This window comes from Micromonospora inyonensis, assembly GCF_900091415.1.
Taxonomy (GTDB): Bacteria; Actinomycetota; Actinomycetes; order Mycobacteriales; family Micromonosporaceae; genus Micromonospora; species Micromonospora inyonensis.
In genome coordinates this window covers 592,793-609,492 of sequence record NZ_FMHU01000001.1, presented here as the reverse complement: position 1 = coordinate 609,492, position 16,700 = coordinate 592,793, and the positions used below count along the sequence as shown (strand labels likewise).

Genomic DNA, 16,700 nt, shown 5'->3' with positions numbered 1-16,700 from the left:
CCGCCGCGCGACGGACCGAGAAGGAAGAGAACATGACGGAGTTGCAGGAGCGGGCGGAGCCCGCGACAACGAAGCCGGCCCCGGCTCGGGCGAATTACCGTCGCCTCGGTCCCGGGTCGGCGGCCATCGGCCTGCCGCTGCTCGGCGTCCTCATCGCGATGGTCGCGTGGTGGCTGGTCACCTCGGCGTTCCACCTGGTCCACCCGGCTTCGCTGCCCCCGCCGGAGGACGTCTTCCAGGCCCTGGTCGAGAACCGGTCGGTGCTGCTGGAGGCGGCCGGGGCGACCACCCTGTCCACCGTCGTCGGCTTCCTGCTGTCGACGGTGGCCGGTGTCCTGATCGGCCTGGCGCTGGCCGCGTCCCGGCGGGTGGAGCGGATGTTCTCACCGCTGCTGGTGGCGGTCAACGCGGTCCCGAAGATCGCGCTCGGTCCGCTGCTGGTGGTCTCCCTCGGTTGGGGACAGAAGCCCATCCTGACGATGGTGTTCCTGCTCTGCTTCTTCCCGATCGTGCTCTCCACCGCGACCGGGTTGACCACCACGCCGGCCGACCTCGCCGAACTGGCCCGATCCCTGAACGCCTCGTGGTGGCAGGCCTTCCGCAAGGTGCGCTTTCCGGCGGCGCTGCCCCAGATCTTCGTCGGGCTCAAGGTCGCCATGCCGTTGGCCGCGATCGGGGCGGTGATCGGGGAGTTCCAGGCCGGTGAAGCCGGCCTCGGCTACCAGATCCTCCAGTTCAACGGAGTCGGGTCCTACTCCACCTCGTGGGCCGCGATCGTCCTGATCGCGGCCATGAGCATCCTGCTCTACTTCGCGCTGGTGCTGCTGGAGCGGCTGGCTCTGCCCTGGGTCCGCGCCACCACCTCCAGCCGCTGACCGCCCGCCGGCGACCAGCAGGCGGAACCCCGTCGACCGCCGGCGAACGGAACCCACGCCGACCGGCAACCCCACCTCGACCGTGGGCTTTACGTCGACCGTGGACCCCTCAGCACACCGCAGTTGGCCCCCGCCCCGTCCGGCGCAGGGACCAAGCCTGACCGCCCGGAGCCGGGCGGGGCGGGGGCCAACCAACCCACCTACCCGGCGAGCCGCCACCGGCCGCCCTGGGCGACCAGGGTGGTCAGGGCCTGGGGCATCAGACCGGAGTGGTTGTCCGGCGTCATCCGGATCGGTCCGGAGAGGCCGTCCATCTGGGAGGTCTCCAGCACGTCGCGCAGGCCCTCCCGGTCGACCCGGCCGGGCTCGCCGCCGGCGCGCAGTTCGGCGTCCGCGATCAGCTGCACGGCGTCCGCGGCGAACGAGGAGAAGCCGTTGTACCCGCCGAAGCGGGCGGTGTAGTCCCGGAACCACTGCCGGCGGGCGGCCTTGGCCGGCGTGGTGGCGATCACGTCGTCGATCACCATGGTCTGGGTGAACACCAGGGTGGCCTGTTCGACAGAACGGGCCGACGTGCCGAGGAAGAGCTCGCCCGCAGCCGCCGCGTCGAGGAACAGCGCGCCCTTGAACTTCGCCTTCTGGGCCGCGGTCGCGGCGAGCATCGCCTGCTCGGACGGGGTCCAGAGCACCAGGGCGTCGGGCTTCTCCTCGGTCAGCGTCTCCACCGGTGCGGTGACGTCGGTGTCGGTGCTCTTGACCGGCCGGACGGCCGTCAACTTGATCTTCGCCTTGGCGAACTCGCCCTTGAGGGCGTCGAGTCCCTCGCGTCCGTAGTCGTCGTCGCTGTGCAGCAGTGCCGCCTCCTTGACCCCGCGCCGGGTCAGTTCGGCGGTGAGGGCGTCCGCGCTGTCCTTGGCGTTCGGTGCCAGCTTGAACACGTACGAGTCCTGCTGACGGGACGAGGACGTGATCGCGCCCGACGCGGCCAGCGCGATGGTCGGCACCCGCTTGTCGTTGATGGTGCGGACCGCGCTGACCGCGCACTCGTTGCAGCCGCCCATGATCACTGCGGTGACCGAGGCGTCGTTGCCGAAGTCGCCGATGTTGCGCTGGGACTCGGCGGCGTCGGAGCGGTTGTCCCTGACCTTGAGTTCGACCCGGCGGTCGCCCAGGGCACCGGAGGCGTTCAACTGGTCGCGCTTGAGTTCCAGGGCGCGCTGGTACGCCTTGCCGACGGCCGCCTGCGGGCCGGAGAGTTCGAGGTCGACGCCGATGACGATGGGGCTGGTGTCCTGGGGTTCCTCGCCGAACTGGCAGCCGGTGAGCGTGGTGGCCAGGACGGCCGATGCGAGCGCCGCGGTGGTCACGGAGCGGAAGGGGCTCAACTTGGTCCTCCAGAAGGCGGGTGGGCGGTGCCCGATCCCCGCTATATCCGTCCTCGGTGGAGAGACGGGATGGGTCTGCCGTACGGTGTGCGCGAAGCCTGCAAAACCTTGCCAATGCCGGGCCCCCGTGGTCAAGCGCGGGTGGCCGGGGCGTTTCGGGATGGCCGTCCCACATGGTGGTGGCCCCGGAGGTTTGCAAATGCTCACTTAGCAGAAGCGGACGAATACTGTGGATCATTTGCCCTGATCAGGGCCTCGTGGAAATGAAGGTAATAGTTGACCAGTTCAGCGGTTTGGCGCTCTCCTAACGTTTCCTGCCTCACTGCGGCTTCCCAAATCCGATCTTCTCTGATGCAATCGCGGCCGTGCCGCGCGTGGCGCTGTCCGCTGCACCAGGCGCGGGTCGGCGGGTCATACGTGGAAGAATCGACGGAGGCGATGTCGTGAGCACCGCACCTACGACCCTGCCCGAGAGCGGTCAGCCCACCCAGGAGAAGCGACGGCGCCGGCTACCCCGGCTGCGCGACGCGCGGATCCGGTCCAAACTGGCGCTGATCCTCGTCGTACCGGTCGCCGCGGTCGTCGCGCTGGCCACCGTACGCCTCATCTCGGTCGGTGAGGGCGCCTACGAGGCCAACCAGGCCCGCTCGTTGACCGCGCTCTCGGTCGACATTTCGGCGCTCACCCAGGACCTGCACCGCGAGCGGATGGCGGCGGCCACCTACCTCGCCTCGCCCACCGCCAAGCCGGACTCGTTCAACCTCCACGTGCGCCGTACCGACCAGCGGGTCTCGCAGTACAACGCCCAGCGGCGTGAGCTGGGCGAGGTGCCCTCGGCGGTCCGTGACCGGCTCCGCATCGTCGACGACCACCTGGCCACCCTCAACGCGACCCGGCAGGAGGTGGTGGACCGCCGCCAGATGCCGGTCTCCGCGGCCGTGCTGCGGTACGGCGTGGCCCTGGCCGACCTGGTCGGCTACGGCGACGCGCTGGCCCAGCTCCCCGGTGACGGCGCGCTCGCCGACAGCCGGCGGGCGGTCGCCGCGTTCAGCCGCGCCAAGTCGGCCGTGGCCGAGGAGGAGGCGGTCGCCTTCGCCGCGCTCGCGGCCAACCGGATCGACGAGGAGCAGTTCTCCTCCTTCGTCGCCACGCTCACCAGCCAGCAGGAAGCCCTGCTCACGTTCTCGCTCGCCGCGGACCCGACCCAGCAGGCACTGGTGGACGGCACGGTGACCGGTGACGCGGTGGTCCTCGCCGACCGGGTCGCCGCCGACATCACCCGTTCCGTCGGGCAGACGCCGGCCCTGGTCCCGGCCGAGGACGCGACCTTCGCCATCGGCGCGGTCAACGACCTGATGCGCTGGACCGAGGTGCAGCTCCAGGACCGGCTGCTCAGCCAGACCGACGACGCCCGTACGGCGGTCATCCGGCAGGCCGTGGTCGAGGCGCTGCTGGTGCTGCTCACCTTCGTCGTCGCCATCACCCTCGCCATCGTGCTCGCCCGGTCGCTCAACCACTCGCTGCGCCGGCTGCGGGAGGGTGCGCTCTCGGTGGCGAACCACGACCTCCCGGAGGCGGTCAAGCGCCTGCAGAGCATGGGCAGCGCCGGTGACGGTGGTGTGGAGGAGGTCGTCAACGAGGTCCGCGACCCGATCAAGTTGACCAACAAGGACGAGGTCGGCCAGGTCGCGCTCGCGTTCAACGTCGTCCACCGGGAGGCGGTCCGGATCGCGGCCGAGCAGGCCGCCCTGCGGGCCAGCGTCTCGGCGATGTTCCTCAACCTGGCCCGCCGTAGTCAGACCCTGGTCGACCGGATGATCGGCGAGCTGGACGCCATCGAGCGTGGGGAGGAGGACCCGAAGCGGCTCGCCCAGCTCTTCGAGCTGGACCACCTGGCCACCCGGATGCGCCGCAACGACGAGAACCTGCTGGTGCTCGCCGGTGCCGACTCGGCCGTGCCGCGTCGCGACGACGCGCTCCTGGTCGACGTGCTGCGCGCCGCGCAGTCCGAGGTCGAGCTCTACAACCGGATCGAGTTCGGCACCGTCGACACCGACATCTCGGTCGCCGCGCACGCCGTCAACGACGTGGTCCGGCTCGTCGCCGAACTGCTGGACAACGCCACCCGGTTCTCCCCGCCGACCACGACGGTGGTCGCCGACGGCCGGCGGATCCGCGACTACGTGCTGATCCAGATCGAGGACCGGGGTCTCGGCCTCACCGACGAGCAGCTCGACTCGCTGAACCGGCGACTGGCCGCTCCGTCGACGGTGGACGTCGCCGCGTTCCGGCTGATGGGTCTCGCCGTGGTCAGCCGGCTGGCGTCCCGCTACGGCATCCGGGTCGAACTGCGGCGCAACGTGGAGGGCGGCACCGTCGCCCAGGTCACCCTGCCCAACTCGACCGTGGTGCTGCCGCAGGGACGTGGTGGCGGTGGCCGGGACCCCCTGCCCCGGCAGCGTCAGCCGCTCGCCGTCGAGCCGGCCCCGTTCGGCGAGTCGCTGGCCGGTGCCGGGCGGACCTCGGCGGCCACCCTCACCACCGACCAGTGGCGTACCAACCCGTCGCCGACCCCGTGGCCGGCCTCCAACGAGGCCCGCGACACCGGGTCGACGGTGAACGTGGGTGGCCCGACCACGGCGTCGCCGACGCTGGCCACGTCGGCGTCCACCCCGACGACCCCGGCCGCCGGCACCGGACTGAGGGGCACGCCGACGACCGCGTTCCCCACGCTCAACCCGCTGCCGCAGCGGAGTCCCGGGGGCGATCGGCAACCGTCGACACAGCCCCCGCTGCCCGCCGGCCCGGTGGCCGGTCCGGTCGCCACCCCGTCGCCGTCCGTCGCCCCGCTCCCCACGCCCGCCGTGCCGCCCCGGCCGGCTGAGCCGGCCGAGGCACCGATCTTCCGGGAGATGGAGACCGCCTGGTTCCGTACCCACGGCAACGACGCGACGGCCATCTTCGCCCGCCCGCAGTTCGACCAGCCGCCGACTGCGGCCGCGTCGTCGGCGGCCACCGCCCCGACGACCGAGGTGCCACAGCTGCCGAAGCTGCCCGGCCGTACGCCGGGTGCCACGGTCGTCCCGTCCGCGGCGCAGCCGGTGACGCAGCCGCCGCCTCCGTCGTACACGCCGCCGGCCGCACCGACGCCGCCGCCGGCCCCGGAGCCGGTCGCCGCCATCCCGCCGGCCCCGGCCCCGGCCCCGACCCCGGCGGCCGCACCGACGCCGATTCCCGCCCCGGTGGCCCAGGCCGAGCCGACGCCGGCACCGCCGACGACCGGCGCGGAAAGCTGGCGTACGGCGGCGGACGAGGGCTGGTCCCGGGCGGTGAAGGCCGCCGAGCCGCCCGCCGCGGGCACCACCCGCTCCGGGCTGCCCAAGCGGGTGCCCCAGGCGCAGCTCGTCCCCGGCGGCGTGGAGCCCAAGGGCAGCCGGGCCAGCACCCGGCGCACCCCTGACGAAGTACGCGGTCTGCTGTCGGCCTACCACCGCGGTGTGCAGCGCGGTCGGACGGCCGGTGCGGACCTGAACAGCAATTCGACCAAGGAGACGAGCCGATGAACAGGCCAGCGGCTATGCAGGACATGGGTTGGCTGCTCACGAACTTCGCCGACAGCGTGGCGGGTATCGCCCACGTCGTCGCGGTGTCCGCGGACGGGCTGCTGCTCGCCTCCTCCCGCGACCTGCCGGCGGACCGCGCCGACCAGCTCGCCGCGATCACCTCCGGTGTGGTCAGCCTGACCGAGGGCGCGGCCCGGATGTTCAGCGCCGGTGGCGTGCTCCAGACGGTCATCGAGATGGACAGCGGGTACCTCTTCCTGATGTCCATCAGCGACGGCTCGTCGATGGCGGTGCTCGCGGCCCGCAGCTGTGACGTCGGCCAGGTCGGATACGAGATGGCGCTGCTGGTGGAGCGGGTCGGGGCGGCGCTCGTGCCGCTGCCCCGGGAGGCCGTGGTCCGGTAGCGGTCAAGACGAGCAGAAACTGTCACCCGGTGCCGACGGACGGCGCCGGCGGAAGGAGGTGATCGCGAATGGACCGGAGGCGAGAGGACCCACGCGGCGCGTTGGTGCGTCCGTACGCGGTCACCCGGGGACGAACCGAGCCGCGCCAGGCCATCGCCCTGGAAGCGGTGATGACGGCGAGCCCCACCGCCGTCGCCGAGTCCCGATTCGCCGGCCACGACAAGCATCGCATCGCCACGATCTGCGAGGGGCGTCCCCAGTCCCTGGCGGAGATCGCCGCGTACACCCGAATGCCGCTGGGCGTGGCCCGGGTACTGGTCGCCGACATGGTGGCCGAGGGTCTGCTGACGCTACACACTGCCGCTCCCGCCGAGGCGTACGAGGAGCGGATGAAACTGCTTGAGAGGGTGCTAAGTGGACTTCGCAGGCTATGACCCCGCCGGGGCACGCCGTAACCGGGGTATCACCTCCGCGAAGATCGTGGTCGCGGGCGGGTTCGGGGTGGGCAAGACAACCCTGGTCGGCGCGGTCTCGGAGATCACCCCGCTGACCACCGAGGCGGTGATGACGGCGGCGGGTGTCGGCATCGACGACCCGTCCAAGGTGCCGGGGAAGCAGACCACCACGGTCGCCATGGACTTCGGCCGGATCACCATGGCCGAGGACCTGATCCTCTACCTCTTCGGCACCCCCGGCCAGACCCGGTTCTGGTTCATGTGGGACGAGATCATCAAGGGTGCGGTGGGTGCCGCCGTGCTGGTGGACACCCGTCGGATCACCGACGCGTTCGCGCCGCTGGACTACTTCGAGAACCGCAAGCTGCCGTACGTGGTGGCGCTGAACCACTTCGACGGCGCACCGCGCTACGACCTGGAAGAGGTCCGGGAGGCACTGGCGATCTCGCCGCAGGTGCCGCTGATCCTGACCGACGCCCGGCACCGGGAGGCGGTCAAGCAGGTGCTGGTGACCGTGGTCGAGCACGCCATGCTCCGCCTCCAGGCCGAGCACGGCCGCGGTCGCGGCTACCCCGCCCCGGTCGGCTGACGCCGGGTGTGGTTGCAGGTTGGTTGCAGGGGCCCCTTACTACCGCTTTTTGAGCAGCAGGGGACCCCTGCAACCACTCCGGACTCCCCCGCCACCCCCAGTGCGCCCCGGTGACACCCGCCCCCGTCGATCATGGAGTTGTGGTGCCCGTTCGGCGGCTTTTGTAGGGGTTAGTCCGGTGCCCCAACTCCATGATCGACGGGGTGGCATGGTGTGGTCCGCTGCGTCGAGTCCACCAGCTTCGGCACCCGGCGGCGCCCGTACGCCGCACCGGCACCGAGCATCCCCATCCAGGCATGGGACGGATGACGGTTGCAGGTAGTATGCCGACGATTGTCGGCAGGGCGTCTCCCCGTGTCAGGGCTCCCGCATCCAGAGCGCCGGGTCGTTGACGAAGACCCCCTTGCCCTGCTGTCGCCGGATCACCCGTAGCGCTTCCAGCCGGGCGTAGGCCATCTGCACTGTCCCATGACTGACGCCGTAAGTCTCGCGGAGATCGGCGATCGAGGGCAGTTTGGCCCCTGGCTTCAACTTCTCTGACCTGACGTCGGCGATCACATCATCGGCGATGCGCCAGTAATCCGGCACTTCTCGCATGGTTGGCACTCCTCGCGTGGCAACCCGATTCGATCACACCGCGACGCACTCAACAAGCCGAGTTGACTCATCTGACTTGTCTAGATATGTTGATTGGGAGTCGCTCCTCGTGTGGCAACGGGATCGGCTCACTCCCCCTGGTCGGGGTGGGTTACACGTGCCTGCCCCGACCCTTGGACCGCTCTGTCTCCGTACCGCTGATGAGAGCTGCGGTGACAGGGCCGGGCGGGTCGGCGCAGGCCGGCGTGCGGCGACCCGCCCTTCCTCCCGCACCAACCGCACCAACCGCACGGACCCTCCGCTCTCCCTGCCGTGGAGAGGAACGACGTGTCTCCCTGCCCGGAAAGGACCGACGTGGCCCAGGTGTATCGCTCCGGACAGCCCTACGGCACCGGCCTGCCGCACCGTCTGACTCCGCACAAAATATGCACCCGCGAGTTCAGCTCGCGTCGGCGCGGTGTCGATGCCGACGAGGTACGCGCGTTCCTGGTCGACCTCGCCGACGAGGTGGCCGACCTGTACCGCAGGCTGCACCTGCTCGACCAGGAGAACGAGCGGCTCAAGCGGGCGCTGCGCGACTGGCAGACCCTGCACGCACGGGAGTGCCGGCCCAACCGGGGGCACTGGTAGCGATGCCACCCAAGCCCGGCGACCTGCTGCGGGTCGACGGTTGCGCGTCGGTGCAGTTCGGCGGCGAACGGGCGCTGACGCTGAGGGTGGTGGCCGTGCACCTCGACCGGCCCACCTTCGACGGCTGGATCTGGCTGACCGGTTACGCGCTCGACGCCGCCGGCCTCGCCACCACCAAGCGGGAGCTCTTCGTCCAGGTCGCCGGCCTGCATCCACTCCGACACGTGCTCCCGCCCACCGGTCAGTCCACCCGGAGACGGTAGCCGCGTTTGACCACCGTCTGCACGATCTGGGGAGCCTCCAGGCTGGCGCGGATCCGGGCCACCGCCATCTCGACCGCGTGCTCGTCCGCGCCGCGTGGCAGGGTGCGCAGCAGGGCGGTCCGGGAGAACACCCGGCCGGGGGAGCGGGCCAGCGCCCGGAGCACCGCCATCGGCGCGGGGGCCAGCGGGCGCAGCTCACCGTCGATCACCGCCGCGTGGCCGCGCAGGCTGAGCTGGTGGCCGGCGGCACTCAGGGTCACCGTACGGCGGGGCAGTTCGTCGACGAGGTGCCGGACCAGCGCGCCGAGCCGGGCCCGGGCGGGCATGCTGACCGGTACGCCCCGGCGGTGCATCGGCTCGGCGGTCACCGCCCCGACGCAGCTGGCCAGCACGTCGCTGCGGAACGCCCCGAGCACCGCCTCGGCCCGGTCCCCGGCGGCCCGCAGCAGCGCCTCCGCCGCGGGTGCCGAGGTGAAGGTGACCGCGTCGACCAGCCGGGAGGCGACCAGGTCGATGAGGCGGTGTAGGGGAGCGGAGTCGGTGGGCGGGGCCCACCGGTAGACCGGCACCTCGATCACCGTCGCCCCGGCCGCCTCCAGCGCCATGGTGCACTCCGGCTGCCGGTCGCCGTGCAGCTGCATGGCGATCACCTGACCGGCCACGCCGCGTCGGCGCAGGTGCTCGACCACCTCCTCGCAGCTCTCCGAGTCCGGCGACCACTGGTCGTGCAGGCCGGCGGCGCGGATCGCACCGCGTGCCTTGGGCCCCCGGGTCACCACGTACGTGTCGGCGAGCACGGAGCGCAGCGACTCGGCCAGCCCCCACCCCTCGGCCGCCTCCAGCCAGCCGCGCATGCCGATGCCGGTGTTGGCCATCAGGATGTCCGGTGGCCGTTGGAGGCAGGTGCGGGTGGCATCGCGCAGGTCGCTGTCGTCGGCGAGCGGCACGATCCGCAGCGCCGGGGCGAGCACCACCCGTGCGCCGCGTCGTTCCAGCATCGCCGCGAGTTCGTCGCGTCGCCGGTCGGCGGTCACGCCGATGGTGAAGCCGGCCAGCTCGTCAGCCACCGTGCCCCCCGCGGATCGCCCCGGCCCCGGCACCGGCGCGGTCGTCCGCGCCGGCCCGATCAGCTCCCCGGTCGTCCGCGCCGGCCCGATCAGCTCCCCGGTCGTCCGCGCCGGCCCGATCAGCTCCCCGGTCGTCGGCACGGTGTCCCGCCGGCTCGTGCAGCCGTACCTCGACCACGCCGTCGCGGCAGCGCACCCCGTGTACGGCTACGGCCGCCGCGGGCCGGTCCAGGCACGCGCCGGTACGCAGGTCGTACACCTGCTTGTGCAACGGCGAGGCGAGGATGGGGACCCCGTCGCGGCTGCCCACGAGGCCCCGAGAGAGCACGTACGCGCCGGAGACCGGGTCGCGGTTGTCGAGCGCGAACAGTCCGTCGACGGTGCGGAACAGTGCCACCTGCACCCCGTCGACCAGGGCGGCGACGCCCCGGTCCGGCTCCAACCGGTCGTACCCGCAGACCGGGGTCCAGACGTCCGGCCCGGGGACCGGGGTCCACCCGTCCAACCCGCTCATCGGCGCACCTCCGGCAGGCCCAGGGTGACCGGCTGCCGGCCGGCCACCGCCGGCACCGGCTGACCCCGCTCCACGGCGAAGGTGATCGACGGGTCGGGGACGTCCGGCGCGTTCACGAAGGAGGAGAAGCGGCGCAGCCGGTTCGGGTCGGCGAGGGTGTCCCGCCACTCGTCGGAGTACGACCCGACGTGCCGGGCCATCGCCGCGTCGAGTTCGGCGGCGAGCCCGAGCGAGTCGTCCACGATCACCGCGCGGAGGTGGTCGATGCCGCCGTCCATCGCCTCGATCCAGGCGGCGGTGCGTTGCAGCCGGTCGGCGGTGCGGACGTAGAACATCAGGAACCGGTCGACGTAGGTGACCAGTTCCTCGGTGGTCAGGTCGGTGGCGAAGAGGTCGGCGTGCCGGGGACGGAAGCCGCCGTTGCCCCCGACGTAGAGGTTCCAGCCGGTCTCGGTGGCGATGATGCCGAAGTCCTTGCTGCGGGCCTCGGCGCACTCGCGGGCACACCCGGAGACCGCCGACTTGATCTTGTGTGGGGCGCGGAGACCCCGGTAGCGCAGCTCCAGCGCGATGGCGAGCCCGACCGAGTCCTGCACCCCGTACCGGCACCAGGTCTCGCCGACGCAGGACTTCACCGTGCGCAGCGCCTTGCCGTACGCGTGACCGGACTCGAAGCCCGCGTCGACCAGCCGCCGCCAGATCGCCGGCAACTGGTCCACCCGTGCGCCGAACAGGTCGATCCGCTGCCCGCCGGTGATCTTGGTGTAGAGGTGGAAGTCCCGGGCCACCTCGCCGATCACGATCAGCTTCTCCGGGGTGATCTCCCCGCCGGGGATCCGGGGCACCACCGAGTAGCTGCCGTCGCGTTGCAGGTTGGCCAGGAAGTGGTCGTTGGTGTCCTGCAACGACGCCTGCTCGCCGTCGAGCACGTACCCGTTGTGCAGCGAGGCCAGGATCGAAGCCACCGTCGGCTTGCAGATGTCGCAGCCCCGGCCGCGCCCGTGCTCGGCGATGAGCTGCGAGAAGGTCCGGATGCCCCGGACCCGGACGATTTCGAACAGCTCCTTGCGGCTGACGTCGAAGTGCTCGCAGAGCGCCCGCGACTGCACCACGCCCGCCGCGTCGAGCAGTTGCTTCAGCAGCGGCACGCAGGAGCCGCAGCTCGTGCCGGCCCGGGTGCACGCCTTCAGCGCGGGCACGTCGGCGCAGCCGTCCGCGATAGCCGCGTCCACCTGCTCCCGGGTCACCGCGTTGCACGAGCAGACCTGGGCGGTGGCGGGCAGCGTGGCCACCCCGCCGGCCGCGGCCTCCCCGGCCGGCGCGAGCAGCGCCAGCGGCGGGGCCGGCAGCGGTCCGCCGACACTCGCGCGCAGCGTCGGGTACGCGCTCGCGTCGCCGACCAGCACCCCGCCGAGCAGGGTGCGCGCGTCGTCGGAGAGGACCAGCTTGGCGTAGACCCGGGTGGCCGGGTCGGTGAACGTCACGTCCAGGCAGCCCGGGGTGACCCCGTGCGCGTCGCCGAACGACGCCACGTCCACCCCGAGCAGCTTCAGCTTCGTCGCGGTGTCCGCCCCGGGGAATACGGCCGCCCCACCGAGCAGCCGGTCGGCCACCACCTCGGCCATCGCGTAGCCAGGGGCGACCAGGCCGAAGCAGGTGCCGTCGACCGCCGCGCACTCGCCGACCGCCCAGACCCGGGTGTCCTCCGTACGGCAGGTCTCGTCGACCAGCACACCGCCGCGCGGTCCGACCGGCAGCCCGGCGGCGCGGGCCAGCTCGTCCCGGGGACGAATGCCGGCGGCGACCACCACCAGCTCCGCGTCGACCGTCGTGGCGTCGGAGAGGACCAGGCCGGCGACCGTGCCGTCCGGGCCGGGACGCAGCGCGGTGGTGGCGACCCCGAGGTGGGTACGGACGCCCAGTTCGTCGACGTAGCGCCGGAGCATCGCCCCGCCCGCCTCGTCCACCTGCACCGGCATCAACCGGGGTGCGAACTCGACCACGTGGGTCTCCAGGCCGAGCAGGCGCAGCGCGTTCGCCGCCTCCAGCCCGAGCAGCCCGCCGCCGATCACCGCACCGACCCGTCGACCCCGGGCGTGATCCCGGATCGCCTCCAGGTCGGTGAGCGTCCGGTAGACGAAGACCCCGGGCAGGTCCGTCCCGTCCACCGGCGGCACGAAGGCGTACGAGCCGGTGGCCAGCACCAGCGCGTCGTACGGGTACTCGCCCCCGGCCGTGGTCACCACCCGCCGGGCCCGGTCGACCGCCGTGACCGGCTCGCCGAGTCGCAGGTCGATCCCGTCGTCCGGGGTGTGCAGGGTCAACTCGTCGGCGTCGGCCCCGTCGAAGAACGCCGAGAGCCGCACCCGGTCGTACGCCGGCCGGTCCTCCTCGGCGAGCACCGTCACCTGCCAGCGTCCGGCGGTGTTCCGGGCCCGTAGCGCCTCTACGAGACGCTGACCCACCATCCCGTTGCCGACCACCACCAGCCGGCCGCCGGTCGTCCCGTCGTCGTCCATTTCGTCCCCTGTGTCCGTCGGGTCAGTTGCACTCACCGCGTCACCTCCACCGGGTCCACCCCGGACAGCCACTCGACGATCCCGGCGACCGCGTCCCGGCAGCTGCCGCAGCCGGTGCCGGCCCGGGTGGCGGTGACCACCTCGGCCACCGACCGTGCGCCGGCCCGCCAGCAGCCGACCAGGTCCGCCTTGCTGACCGCGTTGCACCGGCAGACCGTCGTGGCGTCCGGCATCAGTGCCGGCGACGCCACCGGTTCCGCCCCGCCGGCCGGCCCGTCGACCGTCCGGCCGAGCAGCAGCGCCCGCCGGTCGGCCGGGACCGGGGTACCCCGGTCGAAGAGCTGGACCACCGTGCCGACGGCCGGGTTGTCGCCGAGCAGGATCGCGCCGGTCAGCCGGTCGTCGACGATCCGCAACCGGGCGTACGTGCCCCGGGCCGGGTCGGCGAAGGTCAGCTCCTCGCACCGGGCCGCGACCGGTCCGCCGCCCCCGGCCGGCGGCCCCTCCACCTGCGTTCCGCCGGCCTGCGTTCCGCTCGCCGGTGTTCCGCCGGCCTGCGTTCCGCTCGCCTGTGTTCCGCTTGCTGGCGTTCCGCTGGCCGGGGCGGGCAGCTCGCCCATCGCGGCCAGGTCGATGCCGGCCGCCTTCAGCCGGGTCACCCCGGGTGGCGGCCGGTACCGGTCGTGCGCGTCCTCGCCGGTCAGCAGCCGGGCCACCACCCGCGCCTGGGCCCACGCCGGGGCGACCAGGCCGCCGACCACACCGTCGTACTGGGCGCAGTCGCCGATCGCGGAGACGTGCGGGTCGTCGGTGCGCAGCCGGTCGTCCACCACGACGCCCCGCTCGACCCTGAGCCCGGCCGCGGCGGCGAGGGCGGTGTCCGGGCGTACCCCGCAGGCCAGCACCAGCAGGTCGGCGTCGAGCGAGCGGCCGTCGGCCAGATCGAGGCGGACCCCGTCGGCCCGGGCGGCGACCCCGGCCGCCGACGTCGCCAGGTGGGTACGCACCCCCAGCCGGGCCAGGGTGTCGGCGAGCACCGCTCCGGCAGCCGGGTCGAGCTGGCGTTCCATGAGGTGTCCGGTCGGGTGCACCACGTGTGCGTCCAGTCCCCGGGCGGCCAGTCCCCGGGCCGCCTCCAGCCCGAGCAGCCCGCCCCCGAGCACCAGCACGGTCCGTGCGTCCCGGGTGGCGGCCAGGATCCGCCGGCAGTCGTCCAGGGTGCGGAACGGCACCACCCGGTCCGGGAGCCGGTCGGGGTCCAGCCCGGCCAGTGGCGGCACCACGGCCCGGCTGCCGGTGGCGAGGACGAGGTGGTCGTACCCGATCTGCTCGCCGGTGGCGGTGCGGACCGTGCGGGCGGCCCGGTCGATCGCGGTGACCGCCACTCCGGCCCGGACGTCCACCCCCTGCCCGGCCAGCTCGGTCAGCTCCACGTCGCACTCGTCGACCTTCCCGGCGAGCAGCGTGGAGAGCATGATCCGGTTGTACGCCCGGTGCGGCTCCGCCCCGAGCACGGTGACCTTGCGGTCGCCCGGCCGGGCATGCAGTTCGGTGGCGAGGCGCGCACCGGCCATGCCGTACCCGACGATCACGATCCGTCCGTTCACGGTGTCACCCTCTCCACCCGCACCGCGCAGACCTTGAACTCCGGCATCCGGGAGACCGGGTCGAGGGCGTCGTTGGTCACCGAGTTGACCCGCCCCGTCCCGCCCCAGTGGAACGGCGCGAAGAGGGTGTCCGGGCGGATCGTGGCGGTGATCCGGGCCGGCGCGCGCAGCTCGCCCCGGCGGGAGGTGACCCGCAGTTCCTCCCCGTCGCCGACGCCCAGGCGGGCGGCCAGGTCGGGGTGCAGCTCGACGAAGGGCTCGGGCGCGGCCCGGCGCAGCGCGCCGACCCGGCGGGTCTGGGTGCCGGACTGGTACTGCGCCAGCACCCGCCCGGTGGTCAGGTACAGCGGGTACTCGGCGCACACCTCCTCGGCCGCCGGGCGGTGTTCGACCGGGTGGAACCGGGCCCGACCGCTCGGCGTGGCGAAGCGCTCGGTGAACAGTCGTGGCGTGTCCGGCCCGTCGGTGTCCGGGCAGGGCCAGAAGACCCCGTCGGCGGCGTCGATCCGCTCCCAGGTGACCCCGGCGTAGTCGGCCGGCCCACCGGCCGACGCCCGCCGCAACTCCGCGAACACCACCCGGGGATCCGCACCGTCCTGTCGCGCGCCGTCCTGCTCCGCGCCGGTTGGTTGCGCGCCGTCCGCCGCCGCGTCGAGTGGTTGCAGGGGGCCCTTGCTCGACAAAAAGCGGTAGGAGGGGGCCCCTGCAACCAACGCGGCGGTGAGATCGGCCAGGACGCGCAGGTCGGTGCGGACGTCCGGCGGCGGTTCGCGCAGCGCCCGCCGACGCAGCACCCGACCCTCCAGGTTGGTCATCGTGCCGTCCTCCTCGGCCCACTGGGCGGTGGGCAGCACCACGTCGGCGATGGCCGCCGTCTCCGAGAGCAGGAAGTCGGCCACCACCAGCAGGTCCAGGTCGCGCAGCCGGCGTTCGATCCGGGCCGCCCGGGGTGCGGAGACCACCGGGTTGGAGCCGAAGACGAGCAGCGTCCGGGGACCGGTCGGGGTCCCGAGGGCGTCGAGCAGCTCGTACGCGGACACTCCGGGGCCGGGCAGCTCGTCGGGGTGCACCCCCCAGATCGCGGCCACGTGTGCCCGGGCGGACGGGTCGTCGATCTTCCGGTACCCGGGCAGCTGGTCGGCCTTCTGCCCGTGCTCGCGTCCGCCCTGGCCGTTGCCCTGCCCGGTCAGGCAGCCGTACCCGGAGCCGGGGCGGCCGGGCAGGCCGAGGGCGAGGGCGAGGTTGACGAAGGCGGTGACCGTGTCGACCCCCTTGGCGTGCTGTTCCGCGCCCCGGGCGGTCAGGATGACCGCGTTCCGCGCGGTGGCCAGGGCCCGCGCCGTCGCCTCCAGGTCCGCCACGGGTACGCCGGAGAGCCGCTCGGCGCGGGCCGGCCACCAGCCCGCCGCGATCCGGCGGACCGCGTCGAAGCCCTCGGTGCGGGTCGCCACGTACTCCCGGTCCACCCAGCCCTCGGTCAGGGCGATGTGCAGCAGCGCGTTCGCCACCGCCAGGTCGGTGCCGGGCAGCGGTTGCAGGTGCAGGTCGGCCAGGCGGGCGGTGGCGGTGGCCCGGGGGTCGACGACGATCAGTTGCCCGCCGCGTTCCCGTAGCTCGGTGAGGTACCGGGCCAGCGGGGGCATGGTCTCGGCCGGGTTCGCCCCGACCAGCAGCAGGGTGTCCGCGTGGCCCAGGTCGGCCAGGGGGAAGGGCAGGCCCCGGTCGATCCCGAAGGCACGCATCCCGGCCGCCGCCGCCGAGGACATGCAGAAGCGTCCGTTGTAGTCGATCATGCGGGTGCGCAACGCGACCCGGGCGAACCGCCCGAGCGCGTACGCCTTCTCGTTGGTCAGCCCGCCGCCGCCGAAGACCGCGACCGCGTCCGGGCCGTGCGTGGCCTGCGTGTCGCGGATACCGGCGACGATCCGGGCGTACGCCTCGGCCCAGGTGGCCGGGGCCAACCGGCCGTCCGGGCCGCGCAGCAGCGGGGTGGTCAGCCGTTCCGGGTGGTCGAGCAGCTCGGCGGCGGTCCAGCCCTTCTGGCACAGGCCGCCACGGTTGGTGGGGAAGTCGCGGGGCAGGACCTCGACCTGCCCGTCACGCTCGCGCAGGAGCATTCCACACTGGAGAGCGCAGTACGGGCAGTGCGTGGCCGCCTCGTGGGGCGTCCGCTCCGGCGTGGTCGCGGCTCGTGCACCGTCTGTCATGTCGGCAAAGCGTGCCGGCGGGCGG

The 16,700-nt window shown here is 73.0% G+C and carries 13 protein-coding genes and 1 pseudogene; 7 read left to right on the top strand and 7 right to left on the bottom strand.

Annotated features, from left to right (window positions below):
* The first annotated feature begins 32 nt into the window (after nt 1-32).
* Nucleotides 33-875 (top strand): ABC transporter permease, encoded by an 843-nt coding sequence (locus GA0074694_RS02505; protein ID WP_091451815.1) that lies wholly within the window; start codon nt 33-35, stop codon nt 873-875.
* Between the two features lie 200 nt (nt 876-1,075).
* Here GA0074694_RS02505 and GA0074694_RS02500 read toward each other — a convergent pair whose 3' ends face one another.
* Entirely contained in the window at nt 1,076-2,260 is a 1,185-nt protein-coding gene (locus GA0074694_RS02500) for an ABC transporter substrate-binding protein (protein ID WP_091451812.1), read from the bottom strand.
* Between the two features lie 443 nt (nt 2,261-2,703).
* On the opposite strand from GA0074694_RS02500, the gene GA0074694_RS02495 reads away from it, so the two are divergent.
* The 4 genes from GA0074694_RS02495 (at nt 2,704) to GA0074694_RS02480 (ending at nt 7,271) form a co-directional block, all read left to right on the top strand.
* Nucleotides 2,704-5,823, top strand: a complete 3,120-nt coding sequence (locus tag GA0074694_RS02495) for a sensor histidine kinase (RefSeq protein ID WP_091451809.1) — start codon at nt 2,704-2,706, stop codon at nt 5,821-5,823.
* Nucleotides 5,820-6,227, top strand: a complete 408-nt coding sequence (locus GA0074694_RS02490; RefSeq protein WP_088982086.1) for a roadblock/LC7 domain-containing protein — start codon at nt 5,820-5,822, stop codon at nt 6,225-6,227. Before GA0074694_RS02495 ends, GA0074694_RS02490 begins: the two co-directional genes overlap by 4 nt.
* Nucleotides 6,228-6,295: 68 nt before the next feature.
* On the top strand, nt 6,296-6,661 hold the full coding sequence (locus GA0074694_RS02485; protein WP_091451807.1) for a DUF742 domain-containing protein: 366 nt from the start codon (nt 6,296-6,298) through the stop codon (nt 6,659-6,661).
* Nucleotides 6,642-7,271 (top strand): GTP-binding protein, encoded by a 630-nt coding sequence (locus GA0074694_RS02480; protein ID WP_091451804.1) that lies wholly within the window; start codon nt 6,642-6,644, stop codon nt 7,269-7,271. Before GA0074694_RS02485 ends, GA0074694_RS02480 begins: the two co-directional genes overlap by 20 nt.
* A 357-nt stretch (nt 7,272-7,628) precedes the next feature.
* Here GA0074694_RS02480 and GA0074694_RS02475 read toward each other — a convergent pair whose 3' ends face one another.
* Nucleotides 7,629-7,868, bottom strand: coding sequence for a winged helix-turn-helix domain-containing protein (locus tag GA0074694_RS02475; protein WP_091451801.1), 240 nt, complete (start codon nt 7,866-7,868; stop codon nt 7,629-7,631).
* A gap of 354 nt (nt 7,869-8,222) precedes the next feature.
* Between GA0074694_RS02475 and GA0074694_RS02470 the strand changes: the two genes are divergently transcribed.
* Both GA0074694_RS02470 and GA0074694_RS02465 read left to right on the top strand, forming a co-directional pair.
* Nucleotides 8,223-8,498, top strand: coding sequence for a DivIVA domain-containing protein (locus GA0074694_RS02470; RefSeq protein WP_245714519.1), 276 nt, complete (start codon nt 8,223-8,225; stop codon nt 8,496-8,498).
* A gap of 2 nt (nt 8,499-8,500) precedes the next feature.
* Entirely contained in the window at nt 8,501-8,761 is a 261-nt protein-coding gene (locus tag GA0074694_RS02465; RefSeq protein WP_091451796.1) for a hypothetical protein, read from the top strand.
* On the opposite strand, the gene GA0074694_RS02460 is transcribed toward GA0074694_RS02465, so the two are convergent.
* From GA0074694_RS02460 to GA0074694_RS02440, 5 genes and pseudogenes are all read right to left on the bottom strand, one after another.
* On the bottom strand, nt 8,740-9,828 hold the full coding sequence (locus GA0074694_RS02460) for a uroporphyrinogen-III synthase (protein WP_091458537.1): 1,089 nt from the start codon (nt 9,826-9,828) through the stop codon (nt 8,740-8,742). The genes GA0074694_RS02465 and GA0074694_RS02460 overlap by 22 nt on opposite strands.
* Before the next feature lie 148 nt (nt 9,829-9,976).
* A pseudogene (gene nirD, locus GA0074694_RS02455) lies at nt 9,977-10,342 on the bottom strand (nitrite reductase small subunit NirD); the annotation flags it as partial.
* Nucleotides 10,339-12,861, bottom strand: coding sequence for a nitrite reductase large subunit NirB (gene nirB, locus GA0074694_RS02450; protein WP_091451789.1), 2,523 nt, complete (start codon nt 12,859-12,861; stop codon nt 10,339-10,341). The pseudogene nirD and the gene nirB, both read right to left, overlap by 4 nt.
* A 32-nt stretch (nt 12,862-12,893) precedes the next feature.
* A complete protein-coding gene (locus GA0074694_RS02445; protein ID WP_091451785.1) occupies nt 12,894-14,468 on the bottom strand; it encodes an FAD-dependent oxidoreductase in 1,575 nt (524 codons plus the stop codon).
* Nucleotides 14,465-16,675 (bottom strand): molybdopterin oxidoreductase family protein, encoded by a 2,211-nt coding sequence (locus tag GA0074694_RS02440; RefSeq protein WP_091451781.1) that lies wholly within the window; start codon nt 16,673-16,675, stop codon nt 14,465-14,467. Before GA0074694_RS02440 ends, GA0074694_RS02445 begins: the two co-directional genes overlap by 4 nt.
* Nucleotides 16,676-16,700 lie beyond the last annotated feature (25 nt).

What these genes read in the sequence shown, in the direction of transcription:
- GA0074694_RS02505 (WP_091451815.1), top strand. Translation starts at nt 33, where the DNA reads ATGACGGAGTTGCAGGAGCGGGCGGAGCCCGCGACAACGAAGCCGGCC.
- GA0074694_RS02490 (WP_088982086.1), top strand. Translation starts at nt 5,820, where the DNA reads ATGAACAGGCCAGCGGCTATGCAGGACATGGGTTGGCTGCTCACGAAC.
- GA0074694_RS02485 (WP_091451807.1), top strand. Translation starts at nt 6,296, where the DNA reads ATGGACCGGAGGCGAGAGGACCCACGCGGCGCGTTGGTGCGTCCGTAC.
- GA0074694_RS02475 (WP_091451801.1), bottom strand. Translation starts at nt 7,868, where the DNA reads ATGCGAGAAGTGCCGGATTACTGGCGCATCGCCGATGATGTGATCGCC.
- GA0074694_RS02465 (WP_091451796.1), top strand. Translation starts at nt 8,501, where the DNA reads ATGCCACCCAAGCCCGGCGACCTGCTGCGGGTCGACGGTTGCGCGTCG.
- nirB (WP_091451789.1), bottom strand. Translation starts at nt 12,861, where the DNA reads ATGGACGACGACGGGACGACCGGCGGCCGGCTGGTGGTGGTCGGCAAC.
- GA0074694_RS02440 (WP_091451781.1), bottom strand. Translation starts at nt 16,675, where the DNA reads ATGACAGACGGTGCACGAGCCGCGACCACGCCGGAGCGGACGCCCCAC.